The sequence below is a fragment of the Geomonas oryzisoli genome (assembly GCF_018986915.1).
Taxonomy (GTDB): Bacteria; Desulfobacterota; Desulfuromonadia; order Geobacterales; family Geobacteraceae; genus Geomonas; species Geomonas oryzisoli.
In genome coordinates this window covers 2,316,703-2,332,838 of sequence record NZ_CP076723.1, presented here as the reverse complement: position 1 = coordinate 2,332,838, position 16,136 = coordinate 2,316,703, and the positions used below count along the sequence as shown (strand labels likewise).

Sequence of the window (16,136 nt, the reverse complement as noted above, 5' to 3'; positions counted from 1 at the left end):
CTATGGTCGCTCTGCCGCTCTAATTTGCTGTAAAGCCTTGCTTACTGGCACTTCTGTACCGGGTAACCGGCACCGTACACGACCTGCGATGATTTCGGGGACCACACCTTGGCTTTGGTCGCGGCGCGCCACCCCATCATGCCGAAACGCAGGGTCCAGACGTCGTAACCGAGCATGCCGAGCACGGCAGTGCTGATGCTGGCGGTATGGCCGGTGTTGCAGATAAGAAGGATCGGCTTGTCGGTCGGCAACTTGGCGAGGTTCTCGGCTGTCGCCAACTCGTTCATCGGGATGTTGATGGCGCCCGGAACGGTATCCGCGCAGTACTCGTTGGCAGGCCTGACGTCGACCAGGAAGAAGTCGTTCAGTTCGTCCGCCAGGTTCGGGGCATCGACGCCGTCCATGAGGGTCTCGGCGTAGATGGTCCGGGACCCGCCCGGCGCCGTGCCCAGGAAGGCATTGGCATACTTGGCCAGCATGGCGAACTGCCCCGGAGGGATCACCTGTGCTTCCTTTTTCGGGGCCGCTTGGCTGACCCACTCTCCTAGACCCTCATCTTCACCAAAGGCAGGGGCAATGCAGGTTAAAAGACTGCAGATCAACATCAGGGAAACGAGACGACAACTTGATTTCATAAGCTCTCCTTCAGTGTATTTTTGCCGTAGTCGATATGACGACGGGTACTGCAGGCACAAAAAAACGCCCCGTCTCGTCTAAAGGTGGGGCGTTTTTTGGACGCAAGCATCCAAGCAAACACCACTTCGACAAGCCCCTCTTTCCAGAAACTGGATAGGTGACTTTGTGCAGCCAGGTTTCCCTGACGTTACCCTTTCGGTGGTATAAACTATTTACGGTTCTGTATACCGACATAACTATATTGAATCATTGGTGAAAGCAAGATTTTAATTCTTATGGCCTAATAAGGAACCCTGCGATGTAATCCACGTTACGCCATCACCCGGCAGGGCCATTGCCCCGCAAACTTATGTCAGCGCTTGAGTCATCCCAAGGGAAACCTTGGCTGCAACTGCCCATATTTGATCTCTCCATCGTTGTCTTCGCTTGATGCTTTGATAGTATTTGAACCTTGTGTTGCGAAAGTAACAATCCCCTGCGCTAACGGAGACGATGTATGGCTGAGATGACCTATCGTGACGCCATCAACCTGGCGCTCAAGGAAGAGATGCGGCGCGACAAGACGGTCGTCACCTACGGTGAGGACGTGGCGCTGTACGAGGGGGCCTTCAAGGTGACCCGCGGGCTGTTATCCGAGTTCGGGGAACTGCGGGTGCGGGATTGCCCCATATCCGAGAACACCATCGTCGGGGTCGCCGTCGGCGCCGCCATGGCTGGGGTCCGTCCTGTGGCAGAACTGATGACCGTCAACTTCGCCCTGCTCGCCATGGACCAGATCGTGAACCACATGGCCAAGGTGCGCTACATGTTCGGCGGCCAGACCAAAGTTCCAATGGTGATCAGGATGCCGGGGGGCGGGGGGAGCCAGTTGGGCGCCCAGCACTCGCAGAGCCTGGAGAGCTATTTCATGCACTGCCCGGGGATGCTGGTCGCCTATCCCGCGACGCCCGCCGACGCGAAGGGTCTCCTGAAGACGTCGATCAGGGAGGACAACCCGGTCATCTTCCTCGAGCACGAACTCCTCTATAACAGCAAGGGGGAGGTCCCCGAGGACCCGGAGTTTCTGGTTCCCTTCGGCAAGGCATCCGTCATGAGGGATGGTGACCATGTCACCCTGGTGGGATACGGCAGGATGGCCATCCTCGCGCTGCAGGCGGCGCAACAGCTGGAGAAAGAAGGGACTTCCTGCGAGGTGATCGATCTGCGCACCCTGGTTCCGCTGGACATGGAGACGGTGCTCGCCTCGGTGCGCAAGACCGGGCGCGCCGTGGTGATCGAGGAATGCTGGAAAAGCGCCGGGCTTGGCGGGGACATCGCCTCCCGCATCTACGAGGGGTGCTTCGATACCCTGCTGGCGCCGGTACGACGCATCTCGGGCCTCGATGTGCCGATGCCGTATTCACGCAAGATCGAAAAGCTCTGCATCCCGCAGCTGGAGGGGATCGTGCAGGGAGTACATGACCTTCTTAACGAACCGTACTGAGGAGCCGCCATGAACGAGATCGTCATGCCTAAACTCTCCGATACCATGACCGAGGGGAGGCTGGTCAGCTGGAAGAAGCGGGTAGGGGACGAGGTGCGCCGCGGCGAGGTGATCGCCGAGGTGGAAACCGACAAGGCGAATATGGAACTTGAGGCCTTTGTGCCGGGGGTGATACTCGAGATCAAGGTGCAGACCGGTGAAATGGTACAGGTGGGGACGGTGATTGCCGTGGTCGGCAAGGCGGGCGAAAAAGCGGGCGGCGCGCCGGAAGCCCCGGCCGAGGCCGCGGCAACCCCCGCGCAAGCGGAACGGCAGGAGACGGCGGGGGCGGCGGGGACAGCGGGGGCGGCGGGGACGGCGGGGACGGAGCCTGCCGCGCCATCGCAAACGCAGGGGAAGACGCCGCAGACCGTCCCGGGGCAGGGAACCGAGGCGTCCAAGGCGGCACCGGCGGGCGGCGACCAGGGTGGCGCTGCGCCCGAAGCGGAGCCGGCACATGCGGAGGACCTCGCCGTCCAGGAGGGGGAACACCAGGCTCCCGCCGCGCCGCCTGTCGCAGGAGAGGAACCGACGCAGCCGGCGACACAATCCCCGGGAGCCTCCAGGCAGTTCATTCAGACCAGGGCCCCTTCTCCGGGCGGGCCTGCACCGGAAACCCTACCCCCGGGGCGGGAACGGGCTGCGCCAGTGGTCCGCCGCCGCGCCAGGGAACTCGGGATCGACTTGGGTCAGGTGCGCGGCTCCGGCCCTGATGGCCGAATCCTGCTCCAGGACCTGGAGGGGGAAGGTGGGCGTCCGCCCCAGTCCCAGGCGCAGCCGCAGGCACCGTCGGCTCCCCCCCAGGCTCAGGCCTCGGCCGAGGCTACAGCGCGGGGACCGAAGCTGGTGCAGGAGGTGAAGGCGATGTCCAGGCTGAGGGCGGCGGTTGCCAAGACGGTCGCCGATTCCTGGGCGCACATCCCTCATTTCACGGTGACCATGGATATAGCCATGGACGAGGCGGAATCGATACGGCGCCAGTTGAAGCAGGCGGGGATGCGGATCACGGTGAACGACATCATCGTGAAGGCCATCGCACTCGCGCTGGTAAAGTTCCCCCAGATGAACGCTAGCTTCAGCCCGGAAGGGCTGCAGTTCCACGGTGAAGTTAACGTCAGTGTGGCGGTAGGTGTGCCCGAGGGGGTGCTCATGCCGGTGGTCCATGGCTGTGACGCGCTTTCACTGCCGGAGATCGCCCTGGAGGCCGATCGGCTGGTGCAGCGGGCTAGGTCGGGCGCCCTGACCGAGCAGGAGATGAGCGGAGGTACGTTCTCCGTCTCCAACCTTGGCATGTACCAGGTGAGCAGCTTCACCGCGGTGATTCCGCCCTCACAGGCGGGCGTGCTCGCAGTCGGGGCGGTGGTCGACGTCCCCGTGCTGCGCTCAGGCGTGTTGGCCACCGCGAGGATGATGAAGGTCACCCTCTCGGCGGACCACCGGGTGGTCGACGGCGCCTACGCCGCCCAATTCTTGGTTGAACTGCGTGACGTGCTGGAAAATCCGGTGCACCTGCTAATGTGACCGAAAAAGGGGTAGGCTTCGTCGGCTTGCCCCTTTCTTTCCCGCTATCCCCGTCTCTATCGCTCGTCGATTCCTCTTGTAGCAAATACCGCTGATCCCAGCCCTCTCCAGTTGCCGCGGCTTCATCGCCGTCCGGCTCATATCCCTGCGCAGGCCCCGCGCGAGGGATTTGGCTCGTGCATCCCCCTCTGCAGCCGCGCCCGTTTTTTTTATTATGACGCTAAAGAATGGTTCCCATGAGCCGATAGGAAAAAGTGCTGCAGGGCGCCATGCTCCCGACGGGAAGTGCCTGCCGGCATGAAACACACACACCAAGATCTGGGGGAGAGCTATGAAGTGCTTGATAGTAGATGACGAGGCTTTTTGCCGTGACTTTGTCGCCACCTTGCTCAGCGCGACCGCGGACTGCCACCAGGCCAGCAGCGGCATGGAGGCTCTCGAGAAATATAACGCCGCCTTGGCAACCGATGAACCGTTCGACCTGGTGATCATGGACATCATGATGCCGGGGATGAGCGGCCACGATGCGGCTAAGGCAATCAGGCACATAGAGAAGGAGCAGAAACCGGCCAAGCGGGTGAACATCGTCATGCTGACCGCGTTGAACTCTTCCAACGATGCCATGGAATCGTTCTGCAACGCCCAGTCGGCTGCCTACCTCGTGAAGCCGGTTTCCAAAGAGGGGCTTTTCAACGTGCTGTCAAAGCTGGGATTGATGAAGCGCTAAAACCTTACCGGTCGTGGCTGCAGCTGCCTCGGGGCAGGCTGCAGCCACGCCGCCGCTAGGCCATCTTGAACTGGGTCACCAGAGTCCCCAGGTCGTCGGACAGGGTCGCCAGTTCCGTAGCGGCCATCGAGGACTCCTGCGCCCCCTGGACGGTGAGCTGCACCACCTCCGAGATCCTGGTGATGTTTCCCGTTATCTCGCTTATAGTAGCCGTCTGTTCCTCAGCCGCGGTGGCGATCTGGTTTACCTGCATGCTTACCGCGTTGATCTGGTCCAGGATCTCCTGCAGAGCCGCTCCGGATTTGGCGGCTTCCTCGGTCCCCTGTTGCACCTCGCGTACACCTTCCTCCATCGCCAGCACCGCCCCTTTCGTTTCTCCCTGGATCGCCTTGATCATCTCCCCGATCTCTCTGGTCGCCTTCGTGGTCCGTTCCGCCAGGGCGCGCACCTCGTCGGCAACCACCGCGAATCCGCGTCCCTGTTCCCCGGCGCGGGCCGCCTCGATGGCGGCGTTGAGCGCGAGCAGGTTGGTCTGATCGGCGATGTCCTCGATGGTACCCACGATGGCCCCGATCTGGTCCGAACGCTCACCGAGGCTTTCCACCGTCCGCGAGGTTGCGTTGACCCGATCGGCGATCCTGTTCATCACCTCGACAGTCTGTGCCACCACCTGCGCACCGGTCTCGGCCGCGCTGCTGGCCTGCTTGGAGTTTCTGGCGGCTTCGTGGCAGTTGAGCGCGATCTCGTTGGAGGTGGCTGACATCTGCTCGCTTGCCGTTGCGACGGTCTGGGCCTGGGAGGCGACCTGTTCCGCACCGCTTGCCATCTGTTCGGAACTGCGATGCCGCAATCCCGCCGATGCGGAAATGCCGCTGGAGATGTCACTGGTGCGGGTGACCACCTCTCGCAGGTGCTGCAGCATGCTGCCGATTGCTGCCATGAGTCGACCCGTTGCCGCCGAATCGTCCCCCTCGATCTTTGCCGTAAGGTCACGTTGGGCTATACGCCCGGCGGTGGCGACGGCGACCTGGAGGGGAGCGGTAATGCATCTGTCCAGCCACAGCGCCCCGAGGAATGTGCCGCCGATGGCGACCAGCAAAAGGGCGAGGATGGCCAGCCTCGCGCCGCGCACGCTTGCAGGAGCCTTGGCCTGCGCCGCGCCCTGGTCCGCGTTAGCGGCGACCAGTTGACTCAGCGTATCCTGGATTTCGCCCCGGCGCGCCTTGAGATCCCGCAGTTCCTGGAGCGCGAGGTCCTTGTCTCCCAGGCTGATCAGCTGTAAAACCCTGCTGCGGCCTGCCTGGACGGCGGTGACCTTCGCAGAAAGCGCTTGGAGTAGGGCCTTCTCCTTGTCGCTGGCCGACTCGGCTTTCAGCTTGGCCACCTGGTCGGATACCGATTTCTCCGAGGCAGCCGCGGCGCTCAACTCGGAGCGGAGTCCCGTCATCCCCCCCGTCGCCTGTGCCTCGGTGAGTCGCTGGCCGGCACCTGCGTTTGCCGAGATTATCTCCGCCATGGTTCGCATCCTTGCCAGTCGGCGTTCGGCCTGGCCCTGTGCGCTGCCGGCCGCCACGCTCATGCCGTAAAAGGCTGCGCCTGCCAGAAGGACCGACAGCACGCTACTGATGCCAAAGCCGACGACGAGTTTCGCCCTGAGGTTCCAGTTGTTGCGCATACCTTGCCTCCCTGTGAGCCGCCCATTTGACCCTAAAATTAAAACAAATTCACAGTATAGGGTGGGATCCTTGCCTGTCAAGGCGCCCAAAGGGCGGTACGCATCCGTTGCAGGTGACGCCGGACCTGTATCAAAAGCCGGCGTCATTTGTCTTTGCAGCCGACGCACCGTGTGCTAGTTTGCGCCAGCAGCTACGGCTTGAACCGACCAAAGGAGCCACGATATGGATGAAAAGCTGAAAGAGGCGATTTTCCGGCAGGTTGAATGCGAACCTTTCGCGCAGGCATTGAAGATGGAGCTGGTACAGCTCGATGAGGGATTTTCCGCCGTGGAGATGGCTTACGACGCGGAGGTGATGAACAACATGTTCGGTCGAGCCCATGGCGGCGCAATCTTTTCCCTTATCGACGAGGCCTTCGAGACCGTGTGCCAGACCGTCGGCAGCGTCACCGTCGCCCTCAACGTCTCGGTGAACTACGTGGCGAGCCCCGAGTTGGGCGCGCGGCTCAGGGCGGAGGCCCGGGAGGTTAACAGCACCAGGAAAACGGCCAGCTATGACATAAAGGTGCACGATCAGAATGGAGTCCTGATCGCGGTGTGTCAGGCTCTGGCATATCGGACCGGAAAGCCGCTGCCCTTTGTCAAACAGGATCAGGCCCAGTGAGTGAGGGACTCTCCTTCCTCGGCCGATAGTGACAGAAGCTTTCCGACGGCGTTATAATTGTCGTGATCCGGTTCGATGTGAGTGTCTTCCCGGGCGTAACGAGTTTAACTGCCGGGATAGATGCAACAAGCGCGGGCTGGAGAGGAACCTGTAATGGTTGAGGAGGAGTTATGAAAAGAAGTTTTCTGATCCTCGTGGCGCTTCTGTCGATCGGGCTTTCAGGTCACACTGCTGCGGCAGAGGTAAGCCTCAGCATCAACATAGGCCCGCCGGTGGTGATCGGCGCGCCGTCGGCCATGGTCATGGTACCGGGGACCAGGGTTTATTTCGCGCCCGGTTTTGACGTGGACATCTTCTTCTACGGTGGCTACTGGTGGTCGCCCCGCGGCGATCGCTGGTATCGGGCGGGCGACTATGACGGACCGTGGCGCATGGTGTCCCGCAGTTCGGTGCCGCGTGCCGTGTACCGGGTGCCGAAGGAGTACCGCGCGATGTACGGCAAGGAACGTCACATCCCCTACGGTCAATGGAAGAAGGAAAGAGGGGGGTACGGCCACGGCGGCGGCCGCGGCCATGGTCGCGGCCACGACTAGGCGTCAGCCGGACTGGCTGATGGCCATCCACCAGGCGTAAATCACCACCGAGGTGCTGGCCAGCGCGAGCAGGGCGTTGGCCAGACGCCCCGGCCTGCCCACGTAGCCCACCAGCAGTTCAGCCGCAAATCCGAAGAGACAACCGAACATGAAACCGAAGAGGTGGGCGCCCAGGTCGGTCCTTTCCCCCTCCGTTCCCAGTAGCACCAGCAGCGACAGCGCAGCGGCGATGGGTAGCGGCCAGCGTCGGCGCAAGTGGTGCCGGTAGCGCATCATGGTGAGCGCGCCCAGGATGCCGACCGCGCCGAACACGGCTGTCGAGGCACCCACCGAGGTGTGGCTGGGAAGCTGGACGTAGGCGTTGGCCAGGTTGCCGCAGACGCCGGAGGCGAGGAGCAGCGTCCAGGCGAGCCCCGAGCCGAGGTCGCGGCAGAGGTAGACGATGAAGACGCCGCCGATGGCGAGGTTGCTCACCAGGTGCAGCGCATCCGCGTGCAGGGTAAGCGCCGTGACCAGGCGCCACCACTCTCCCTTCAGGATGAGCCCGGCATGGGCGTTGCCGATGTCGAGCCAGTCGACCGGGTAGTGCCCCAGGATCTTCAGGTCGAGGTTGGTCAGGTTGTGGAAGGTGGCCAGCAGCACCAGGATGGAAAGGGTAGGGAGGGTGTTCTCCTTCATCGGGTGCACCGGCGGTAGGAACGGCGGCCAGTTGCGGTTCTCCTCGACGTAGAGGTTCAGCTCCCGGCAGGCCGCATCGTAGTTCTCCGGTGCCACCCATACCTGCCACCCTCTCGGACCCGGCTCCAGTCGGCACTCTATGTAACGTGACTCAAGCACCAGCGCCCACAGGCGGGCCTGGCGCAGTGTCAGCTTGCGCCCCCGCTCCTCCACCCGCCAGACCGGGACGATTCGCCAATCGTCCTGCGGCTCTACGCTATGTTCCTGGTCCTCGGTCATGCCCGGCAGTATCTCAGATCCTCGCTGCGCCGTCATCAACAAAGGCGAGATGTCGCCGCAGGTCTGCTCTTCTTGTCGCTCCATCGTGCCTCTACCTGCAGCCGGCCGGCTCAAACGGCGGCCCGGCCCCCTTCCTTGACTATTTTTATCCCGGTGCTACAAGAACCTAATGCTGACGCACGGTTAAATCAAGGGGGGGTGACGGAAAGATTGATCCCGAGGAGAAATGAGGATGCGATCCAGAGTCAGGCTGACTAAAGCGGCGGTTCCGCAAGGGGTGCGGCCTCTTGTTCGAGGCTCCCTCGTTCCCGGTAACAGGCACCGTCATCCTTCGCGCCGGTGGCCGATCAGGATGCGCTGGCATCGCCGGCTGATCCGCATCGGCAAGAGGAGGTACGTCAACATGATCACGGAAAAGATAAGGGAACTGGCCGAGCGGGTAGGACATGCCTTCGTGGCTACCTGCGATACCGGTGGTCACCCGCACCTCGCGGCGGGGAGGGGGATCGCCCTGTTCGAGCCGAACCGGCTGGTGTTCGAGTCCTGGTTCTGCCCGACCACGATGAAGAACCTGCAGGACAACCCGCACGTCTCGGTGGTCGTTGCCGACGAGGCCGGAAACGGTTACCAGTTCGTGGGTAAGGTGGAGAAGACGACTGACACTGCGGTGTTGAACGGATATGTCCCTGATCTCGAGCCGGCCGGTTTACCTCAGGTACAGTGGCGGCTCGAGATCAGGGTAGAAGGCGTGATGGCTTTTACTGCCGATGCTCACTCGGATCGCCCGCTCGGATAAGACCAACGGACGAACCTATCGCAGTTTCCTTCCCATGCTTCACTTCGCTTTGAGGAGCAGTTCCTCCGCCCTGGGCAGATCTTCCTCCGCTACCTCGATTTCACCGGTTACCTGTTCCCTGGAGAGGCCGGTCACGAAATACTCGACCCCACCCTGTTTCAGCACCGCCTCGACGCGGGCCAGTTCGGCTTCGGTTTTGGCATCGTAGAACTTCACCATGATTCATCCTCCTTGTGCGCCGGCGCACCCTAGAGGTGCGAGGGGGGCTGAACGGTCAGCTCAGCCTCTCGTGCCGCACGTTCGCGGCTGATCCTGCTACGCGGACTTTCCAGGGCCCGGTCGATGGACCAGCGGCCTGCGCCCCAGATCGTGATGGCAACCGCCATGGTGATCGCCAGAAGCTGAAACTCCACCCCCGGCGACAGCTGCTTACCGCTCCAGGTGGTCAGAAAACCGTTGCCGTAGTTCAGTACGCCGAATGAGGCGAGCATCAACACGATAACGGCAACGGCTGCGATACGTACGTATGCGCCCAGCACGAGTGCGAGACCTCCAAAGAACTGGGTCATGACGATGAGGACTCCGACTATCTTGGGCATTCCCATTTGTGTTGTCATCACTGCCATGGCCTGTTCAAATCCCAGTCCATAGAACCATCCTAGCAGATTTTGTGCGCCATGGAGCAACATCACGAGTCCCAGTCCCATTCTCAGTACCGTCCCGGTCCAGCTGTCGTTAGTCAGTAATATCCTTTCCATCATCCTTCCTCCTTTTGAAGTTATGCTGCTCGACACGGTCAGTTCAACGCACATTCAGGCCGTCTGAATTTGGCTTAGCAAATTCTAATCATATCCTTTGCAAAAGCAAGAGCATCGTTCAGCGCGGTCGCGGTGGGGCATTTCGCCTGGCATGACTACGTCATTTCGCGCAAACCGGCGGCGCATTCGGCGTAAAGACCGGCCACTTTGCCGCTGCCAGGGCTGTGTCGAGCCCGCGCGCCGTTACACGCTGCCGAGGATGGATTAATTTTCCTCGGGAATAGCCGGCAAATCGACAAGGATTTCCCGTGGTTTGCCGGCCCGCGCCGGCGGCGGTTTTCTAATAAACGGATAGCTCCCCCGCAAATGTGCGAACTTTGCACAATTTGGGCACGTTTTAGGCAACTGTATCCGCGTAATACCGGCGGGACTTTATCAGCACGATTGAATGCATTTGGGGTGTGAAATGAAGAGAAGGGTCCTGATTGTTGATGATGTCGAGGATATCAGGCAGATGCTGCGCTTCATGGTGGAGAGGGAGGGGCATATCATCGTCGGGGAGGCCGCCAACGGTATCGAGGCGGTCGAGCAGTACCGCGAACATCGCCCGGATATCACCATCATGGACATCGACATGCCGCTGATGACCGGCGTGGAAGCGGCGCGGGAGATTCGCGACATGGACGACAGCACGCGCATCGTCTTCTGCAGCGGGGGATACTCGAAGTTCGAGACTCCCCCCAAGGAACTGCGCAGCGAAGGAAGCACCTTTTTGCGCAAACCGTTTTTGCCCGCACAGCTGTACCAGGCCTTGGCTGCCTGAATTGCGCCTCTCATTGTGATTGCAGCTTTTTTTCGATGATGTTGCTGTTGCGGTTTTACTGATGTTTTGTGATGCTGCTGAATTCTTGTTCTGTGATGTTGTAGATGCTCTTGTGATGCAATGCTCTGTATCGGTTTTGAATGGTTGTTATGCAATGAAATGTAATGCTTTGATGTGATTTGGTGTATGCAATGTTCTTTTAAATGTTTCATTTTCTTGTCATATGTGATGGAGACTCTGGAGTTTTTGATATCGTGACGGTAGATGCCGCGTATGCTGCCTGTCCGTCAGTCATAGTCGTTGCGTTAATGGGAGCCGTTTTGGCTCCCATTTTTTTTTCAACGGCTGCCGTGCCGACATCTTCCGCACCGATTCGGGTGACAGAAGCGCTCTATGCGCGACCTGCTTCCACTTGACCACCAATTTGATGTATGCGATTTGCCCCTGCTTGTGCTAGGGTAGTGTTTTGCCAAGCGGCGGCCACGGCATCTGCTTCCGGCCACGAGAAATACATTGAATGTAGGGATGGGTATTTCATCATGACCACAGAACATCTGCAAAAAGTTTCCGACCAGTTGACCAAGCTCCACGGCCACGCCTACTTCAGAGTAGAAGAGGGGGCACTAAAGGAGTGTCTGACCGGCCTGATCCTCGATGCCGTCGAAGGCGATCTCGCCGAACAACTGGTCAACGGCTCCTTCGACCTGGAGGTGAGTGTCGGCGTCCAGGAAGGGGAGACCGAGCCCACCGTTGACTTCCGCGTCGATCGTCCCGGCGTCCTCTACCGCTCCGACGCGACCATCTCGCGTCTGAGCGTTGCGGCCCTGGAAGACCTGGCTCGCTACCTCGAGGGACTGGCGCGGCAGGCCCAGGCGACACCCGTGGTTGAGGAAAAAGGATCCGGCAGCAACATCGTGCGCAAATGCCAGGACCACGATCATCACGAAAAAGAGGCGGCTGCGGCCAGACTCAAGGTCACGCCGCAATGGCTGAAGAGCGTGGTACCCTGCACCGATTACAGCTACGACGAGATAGAAGGCAAGAAATACATCAGGGAATACTATTGGTCTCGCGAACTGATCGAGCGGCTCTTCAAGATCAAGTCGACCAAAACCACCCCCGAAGATCTGCAGTACGTAGCCAAGGAATGCTGCGACGGTGATACCGAATGGGCGCGCGACCTGATCGCCCGACTGAAGTCTCCCAATCGCCCGGAGCAGCAGCCAAAGGATCAGCCGCAAAAAAACCAGCCGCAGAAGGAAAAGGATAAGGTAGCGGTCCAGCAGCAGGCCAAACCGGCCGGAGGCGACCGCCCCCGCAGCCGTTCCCGGCACAGGAAGTCCTTCAGGCACGGCAAGGACGGCACCCGCAAGCCGGAAGGGGCGACCGAGGCGAAGAAGCCGTCCTGACGCACTGTCTCAGGCGCTGCTCCCGTCGGCCAATATGGCGCTAAAACGAAAAGGTCCTCCTCTTACTCGAGGGGGACCTTTTTTTGTGGGTGCAGCAAACGGCAGAGTGCTGCTCGTCTTACTTCTCGCGCAGGTATTTGGCGAAAGCGGTGTCCACTTTCTTGATGTGCTGGATCAGCCAATTGGCGAGGGTCCTGTTGGTCTGGATCACCAGGGGGAGGGTGGCCCCCTCGCTCCGGAAGGAGTCGGTCAGCTTGTGCACGTCGGTGATGAAAGCGACGTGCTGCGCCTTGTGCGCCGGGTAGTCGGGATAGTTGCTCCCCTTTTGCAGTTGCTCCTCGGCGGCGAAATGCTCTTTCACGTAGTCCTCGAGAAAGAGCAGCAGCTTGAGGACTTCCTCGTTGCCTTTCCCCTCGTTACAGGCGGTCAGCAGGCGGTCGAACCTCCTGAAGATTTCCTTGTGCTGCTCGTCGATCTCGGTTACGCCGATGGCCAGGTCGCTGGTCCACTCGATGTTCATGTCTCGCTCCTTTTTCGTTTGGGTGTGTCGTTTATGGCGGGCGCTGGGGCCCTTGTGCCGTGGGAGCGTCAGTGCTCGCTTTCCGCAGGGGCGAGAGGATCCACCCCGGGCAGTTCAATCTCGAAGCAGGTTCCCATTCCCGGGGTGCTCGACACCCTGATATCCCCGCCGTGGTCCTTCACGATGCCGTAGGAGACCGAGAGGCCGAGGCCGGTGCCGGTGTCCTTGGTGGTGAAGAAGGGGGTGAAGATCTTCTCCAGGTGCTCGGCCGATATTCCCTTGCCGGTGTCGCGGATCTCCACGATGCAGCCGTTGCCGGGGCCGTGCCGGCGGGTGGTGAGCCTGAGCGTCCCGCCGTCCGGGAGCATGGCCTGCACCGCGTTCAGGATGATGTTGCTGAACACCTGCCGCAACTGGTCGGTGTCCCCGGTGACCGGCCCGAGGTTCAGGTCGTACTCCCATTTCACCGAGACCGCGTCCATGGGGACCTGGTGCCTGATCTGGGCCACGATGTCGTCGAGCACCTCGTGCACCATGAACTGCCTCTGGTTCAGCGACTTTTGGCGCGCGAAGGTCAAAAGGTTTCCCACGATCTTCGCCATGCGCTCGGTCTGCTGGCTGATGATCTCCACTTCCTCGTGGTTGGGGTGGTCGTTGGGGAGGCACATCTCCAGCACCTCGGTGTTGCCGCGGATGATGGCCAGCGGGGTGTTGATCTCGTGGGCCACGCCGGCGGCCACGATGCCGAGGTCGGCCAGCTTCTCGGCGCGCGCCAGGTCGGCCTGGGTCTGGGCCAGGAGCTTGGTCTTGTCGGAGAGTTGCGCGGTGCGCTCCTCGATCTTCAGCTCCAGTGCGCGGTGCAACAGGCCGATCTCCGCCTCCTGGCGCCCCAGGGCCCGGGTCATCAGGTTGAAGGCCTCGGCCAGATCGCCAACCTCGTCCGTGGACTGCACCTCTATCTGCAGGTCGCGCTCGCCGCGAGCCACCCGGTGCGCCAGCTTCTCCAGTTCCTTGATCGGGCGCGCCAAAAGGGTCCCAATGAAACCGGAAACCGCGATGCCGATCAGCGAGGTGATGAAGAGCACCAGGTACAGGATCGAGTTGACGCTTTTTTGCATGTGCGTGTAAGGCTTTTCCAGCATCCCCACGTAGAGCGAGCCGATCGCCTTTCCCTGCAGGTCGATGATCGGCTCGTAGGCGGTGAAGTACCAGTCGTTGACCACGAAGGCGCGGCCGATCCACTTCTTCTTCTCCTGGATCACCTGCTTGTAGACCTGCTCGGAAACGCGCGTGCCGATGGCCCTGGCGCCGTCGGTGGTGCGCACGTTGGTCGCGATGCGGGTGTCGCCCAGGAAGATGGTGGCGCTCCCGACGTCGGTCCCTTTGAACTGCACCCCCTCGTACACGATCTCCTTGATCTTGTCGACCAGGACGTTGTTGTTGTTGAGGAGGATGCCGCCGTAGAGGGCGCCGATCACGGTGCCGGCGTTGTTCTTGAGCGGGAAGGCGGATACCATCACCATCCCGGAGCGCTCCGTCTTGTCGGCGCGCGGACGGGCATGCGGCGTGGAGATGAGGGGGATGGTGGCGCGGTTGGTGAGGGCGATCCCTTCCTTGCCAAGCTCGTCCGGGGTGAGCACGGTGGTCCCGCTGACCGCGATTCCCTTGAGCGCCTGTTCCACGAAGTAGGAGGACTGCCGGTCCCCTTTGAGCTGCGGGCTGTGGGCGCGGAAGAGCACCCGTCCGGAAGCGTCCACCGCCGTGAGGATGTCGAGGTGCTTGTTCTCCATGCGGCTGCGCAAAAGGGACTGGATGTTCTTCTCGCCGGCCACGATGGAGTTGGCGTTGTAGGGGTTGGTGGCGGTGAGATCCATCAACTCGCGGATGTGCTCCAGCTCGTTGCGGTACACCTCGCGGGCCGAGTTGAGGTCGGTGCGCACCTTTTCCTGCGCTTGGCTCGCGATCTTGTCGTTGATGATGTAGAGGCCGGCCAGGGAGCAGATGAAGAAGGCGACGAAGAGGGGGGCGACGGAGCCTACGGTGAGCTTGGCCCGGATCGGGAAACGCCTGAGCATCAGCGCACTCCCTCGTCTTCCAGGCCGTATTCCTCGATCTTGCGGTCCAGGGTGCGCCGGGCGATCTCGAGGATCTTGGCGGCGCGGCTTTTGTTGTTGCCGGAGGCCTTGAGGACGTGCAGGATGTGCTCGCGCTCCACGGTTTCCAGCGAAACCAGGCGTTTGCCCCCTTCCTGCTTCGTTTCCGGGAGCTGCGGCGGGGTGCGCCAGACCGGCAGGGTTTCGGCGGTGATGGTGTTGCCGCGGGTGAGGATGGCGGCCCGTTCGATGGCGTTCTCCAGCTCACGGATGTTGCCGGGCCAGTTGTACGATTTCAAAAGCTGCATCGCCTCGCGGGTGAAGTCGGTGATGTCGCGCTTCATGCGCGCCGCGTACTTGGCCAGGAAGTGCCGCGCCAGCAGCTCGACGTCTTCGCCCCGGTCCCGCAGGGGGGGAAGGTGCAGCGAGATCACGTTCAGGCGGAAGAAGAGGTCCTCGCGGAAGCGCTTTTCGCGCACCTCCTCCTCGAGGTCCTTGTTGGTCGCCGCCAGGAAGCGGATATCGACGCTCTTGGCCTTGGTGTCGCCCACCGGGATGAAATCACCCTCCTGCAGCACGCGCAGGAGTTTCGCCTGAATGGCGGGGCTCATGTCGCCCACCTCGTCCAGGAACAGCGTGCCGTGGTTGGCCGCCTCCAAAAGCCCCTTCTGCGCGGTGATGGCGCCGGTGAAGGCACCCTTGACGTGGCCGAAGAGCTGGCTTTCCAGGAGGGTATCGGAGAGGGCGGCGCAGTTGATGGTGAGAAAGCGCTCCTTGGCCCTGGGGCTGTTGTTGTGGATCAGGCTGGCGACCAGCTCCTTGCCGGTGCCGGATTCCCCGAGGATCACCACGTTGGACTCGCTTTGGGCCACCAGCATGGCCATGTCGTGCACCCGCCGGAAGGCGTCCGAGGTGAAGATGAGCGGGGTGGCGGTGGACGGGATGCCGAGCTCGTCCTTGAGCGCGATGTTTTCCTTGAGCAGTTCCTTGCGCTCCAGGACCTTTTCCAGGATCCCGAAGATCTTCTCCTTGGGGAAGGGCTTGGTGACGTAGTCGTATGCCCCAAGCTTCATGGCTTCGATGGCGGAGTTGATGGAGGCGTAGGCGGTCATCATGACCACCGGGACGTCCAGCTTCATCTTCTTTACGCGCTGCAGTATCTCCAGACCGTCCAGGTCGGGCATCTTGACGTCGAGCAGCATGAGGTCGCCGTCGTCAAGTCCACGGTTTTCCAGGCAGCTCATCAGGGAGGTGCCGGAGCTGAACACCTCCAGCTCCAGCCCCTTGGCCGATAGAATCTTGCTCAGGTACCTGAGGATCTCGACCTCGTCGTCGCAAATGATCACCTTGCCGTTATACATGTTCTGTCACCTGTTGCCTCTGCGGGGTGCCTGCGCGTTGCTGCAGGTTTCCTCGTATTCCCATGTGAAACCGGGAAACGG

The 16,136-nt window shown here is 61.3% G+C and carries 16 protein-coding genes; 8 read left to right on the top strand and 8 right to left on the bottom strand.

The window, feature by feature from the left end:
• Nucleotides 1-41 precede the first annotated feature (41 nt).
• On the bottom strand, nucleotides 42-503 hold the full coding sequence (locus tag KP004_RS10230; protein ID WP_216802207.1) for a rhodanese-like domain-containing protein: 462 nt from the start codon (nucleotides 501-503) through the stop codon (nucleotides 42-44).
• A 629-nt stretch (nucleotides 504-1,132) separates the two neighbouring features.
• Between KP004_RS10230 and KP004_RS10225 the strand changes: the two genes are divergently transcribed.
• The 3 genes from KP004_RS10225 to KP004_RS10215 all read left to right on the top strand — a co-directional run bounded on the left by KP004_RS10225 (nucleotide 1,133) and on the right by KP004_RS10215 (nucleotide 4,406).
• The gene (locus tag KP004_RS10225; protein ID WP_216802206.1) at nucleotides 1,133-2,119 is read left to right on the top strand and encodes an alpha-ketoacid dehydrogenase subunit beta; all 987 of its coding nucleotides are present in this window, start codon (nucleotides 1,133-1,135) and stop codon (nucleotides 2,117-2,119) included.
• 9 nt (nucleotides 2,120-2,128) lie between these two features.
• Nucleotides 2,129-3,679, top strand: coding sequence for a dihydrolipoamide acetyltransferase family protein (locus tag KP004_RS10220; RefSeq protein ID WP_216802205.1), 1,551 nt, complete (start codon nucleotides 2,129-2,131; stop codon nucleotides 3,677-3,679).
• 331 nt (nucleotides 3,680-4,010) lie between these two features.
• Nucleotides 4,011-4,406: a response regulator gene (locus KP004_RS10215; protein ID WP_216802204.1), complete on the top strand. Its 396-nt coding sequence runs from the start codon at nucleotides 4,011-4,013 to the stop codon at nucleotides 4,404-4,406.
• 55 nt (nucleotides 4,407-4,461) lie between these two features.
• Here the strand turns inward: KP004_RS10215 and KP004_RS10210 are convergent, their stop codons facing one another.
• On the bottom strand, nucleotides 4,462-6,081 hold the full coding sequence (locus tag KP004_RS10210; protein ID WP_216802203.1) for a methyl-accepting chemotaxis protein: 1,620 nt from the start codon (nucleotides 6,079-6,081) through the stop codon (nucleotides 4,462-4,464).
• Between the two features lie 223 nt (nucleotides 6,082-6,304).
• Between KP004_RS10210 and KP004_RS10205 the strand changes: the two genes are divergently transcribed.
• Nucleotides 6,305-6,745, top strand: a complete 441-nt coding sequence (locus KP004_RS10205; protein ID WP_216802202.1) for a PaaI family thioesterase — start codon at nucleotides 6,305-6,307, stop codon at nucleotides 6,743-6,745.
• Nucleotides 6,746-6,915: 170 nt separating this feature from the next.
• Entirely contained in the window at nucleotides 6,916-7,338 is a 423-nt protein-coding gene (locus KP004_RS10200; RefSeq protein WP_216802201.1) for a hypothetical protein, read from the top strand.
• Nucleotides 7,339-7,341: 3 nt separating this feature from the next.
• Here KP004_RS10200 and KP004_RS10195 read toward each other — a convergent pair whose 3' ends face one another.
• On the bottom strand, nucleotides 7,342-8,379 hold the full coding sequence (locus KP004_RS10195; protein ID WP_239027022.1) for a rhomboid family intramembrane serine protease: 1,038 nt from the start codon (nucleotides 8,377-8,379) through the stop codon (nucleotides 7,342-7,344).
• 268 nt (nucleotides 8,380-8,647) lie between these two features.
• Here KP004_RS10195 and KP004_RS10190 point away from each other — a divergent pair, with 268 nt between their 5' ends.
• Entirely contained in the window at nucleotides 8,648-9,091 is a 444-nt protein-coding gene (locus KP004_RS10190) for a pyridoxamine 5'-phosphate oxidase family protein (RefSeq protein ID WP_239027021.1), read from the top strand.
• A gap of 39 nt (nucleotides 9,092-9,130) precedes the next feature.
• On the opposite strand, the gene KP004_RS10185 is transcribed toward KP004_RS10190, so the two are convergent.
• On the bottom strand, nucleotides 9,131-9,310 hold the full coding sequence (locus KP004_RS10185) for a putative signal transducing protein (RefSeq protein WP_216802200.1): 180 nt from the start codon (nucleotides 9,308-9,310) through the stop codon (nucleotides 9,131-9,133).
• Between the two features lie 29 nt (nucleotides 9,311-9,339).
• Nucleotides 9,340-9,780, bottom strand: a complete 441-nt coding sequence (locus tag KP004_RS10180; RefSeq protein WP_239027042.1) for a DoxX family protein — start codon at nucleotides 9,778-9,780, stop codon at nucleotides 9,340-9,342.
• A 535-nt stretch (nucleotides 9,781-10,315) separates the two neighbouring features.
• Here KP004_RS10180 and KP004_RS10175 point away from each other — a divergent pair.
• Both KP004_RS10175 and KP004_RS10170 read left to right on the top strand, forming a co-directional pair.
• The gene (locus KP004_RS10175) at nucleotides 10,316-10,672 is read left to right on the top strand and encodes a response regulator transcription factor (RefSeq protein WP_216802198.1); all 357 of its coding nucleotides are present in this window, start codon (nucleotides 10,316-10,318) and stop codon (nucleotides 10,670-10,672) included.
• A gap of 539 nt (nucleotides 10,673-11,211) precedes the next feature.
• Nucleotides 11,212-12,081, top strand: coding sequence for a hypothetical protein (locus KP004_RS10170; RefSeq protein ID WP_216802197.1), 870 nt, complete (start codon nucleotides 11,212-11,214; stop codon nucleotides 12,079-12,081).
• A 118-nt stretch (nucleotides 12,082-12,199) separates the two neighbouring features.
• Here the strand turns inward: KP004_RS10170 and KP004_RS10165 are convergent, their stop codons facing one another.
• The 3 genes from KP004_RS10165 to KP004_RS10155 form a co-directional block, all read right to left on the bottom strand.
• Complete coding sequence (locus KP004_RS10165) at nucleotides 12,200-12,601, bottom strand: bacteriohemerythrin (protein ID WP_216802196.1); 402 nt, start codon at nucleotides 12,599-12,601, stop codon at nucleotides 12,200-12,202.
• 68 nt (nucleotides 12,602-12,669) lie between these two features.
• Nucleotides 12,670-14,676: a cache domain-containing protein gene (locus KP004_RS10160; protein ID WP_216802195.1), complete on the bottom strand. Its 2,007-nt coding sequence runs from the start codon at nucleotides 14,674-14,676 to the stop codon at nucleotides 12,670-12,672.
• A complete protein-coding gene (locus KP004_RS10155) occupies nucleotides 14,676-16,055 on the bottom strand; it encodes a sigma-54-dependent transcriptional regulator (protein ID WP_216802194.1) in 1,380 nt (459 codons plus the stop codon). Before KP004_RS10155 ends, KP004_RS10160 begins: the two co-directional genes overlap by 1 nt.
• Nucleotides 16,056-16,136 lie beyond the last annotated feature (81 nt).

Coding starts and splice junctions, on each gene's coding strand:
- KP004_RS10225 (WP_216802206.1), top strand. CDS start 1,133: ATGGCTGAGATGACCTATCGTGACGCCATCAACCTGGCGCTCAAGGAA.
- KP004_RS10220 (WP_216802205.1), top strand. CDS start 2,129: ATGAACGAGATCGTCATGCCTAAACTCTCCGATACCATGACCGAGGGG.
- KP004_RS10215 (WP_216802204.1), top strand. CDS start 4,011: ATGAAGTGCTTGATAGTAGATGACGAGGCTTTTTGCCGTGACTTTGTC.
- KP004_RS10210 (WP_216802203.1), bottom strand. CDS start 6,081: ATGCGCAACAACTGGAACCTCAGGGCGAAACTCGTCGTCGGCTTTGGC.
- KP004_RS10205 (WP_216802202.1), top strand. CDS start 6,305: ATGGATGAAAAGCTGAAAGAGGCGATTTTCCGGCAGGTTGAATGCGAA.
- KP004_RS10200 (WP_216802201.1), top strand. CDS start 6,916: ATGAAAAGAAGTTTTCTGATCCTCGTGGCGCTTCTGTCGATCGGGCTT.
- KP004_RS10195 (WP_239027022.1), bottom strand. CDS start 8,379: ATGGAGCGACAAGAAGAGCAGACCTGCGGCGACATCTCGCCTTTGTTG.
- KP004_RS10190 (WP_239027021.1), top strand. CDS start 8,648: ATGCGCTGGCATCGCCGGCTGATCCGCATCGGCAAGAGGAGGTACGTC.
- KP004_RS10185 (WP_216802200.1), bottom strand. CDS start 9,310: ATGGTGAAGTTCTACGATGCCAAAACCGAAGCCGAACTGGCCCGCGTC.
- KP004_RS10180 (WP_239027042.1), bottom strand. CDS start 9,780: ATGTTGCTCCATGGCGCACAAAATCTGCTAGGATGGTTCTATGGACTG.
- KP004_RS10175 (WP_216802198.1), top strand. CDS start 10,316: ATGAAGAGAAGGGTCCTGATTGTTGATGATGTCGAGGATATCAGGCAG.
- KP004_RS10170 (WP_216802197.1), top strand. CDS start 11,212: ATGACCACAGAACATCTGCAAAAAGTTTCCGACCAGTTGACCAAGCTC.
- KP004_RS10165 (WP_216802196.1), bottom strand. CDS start 12,601: ATGAACATCGAGTGGACCAGCGACCTGGCCATCGGCGTAACCGAGATC.
- KP004_RS10160 (WP_216802195.1), bottom strand. CDS start 14,676: ATGCTCAGGCGTTTCCCGATCCGGGCCAAGCTCACCGTAGGCTCCGTC.
- KP004_RS10155 (WP_216802194.1), bottom strand. CDS start 16,055: ATGTATAACGGCAAGGTGATCATTTGCGACGACGAGGTCGAGATCCTC.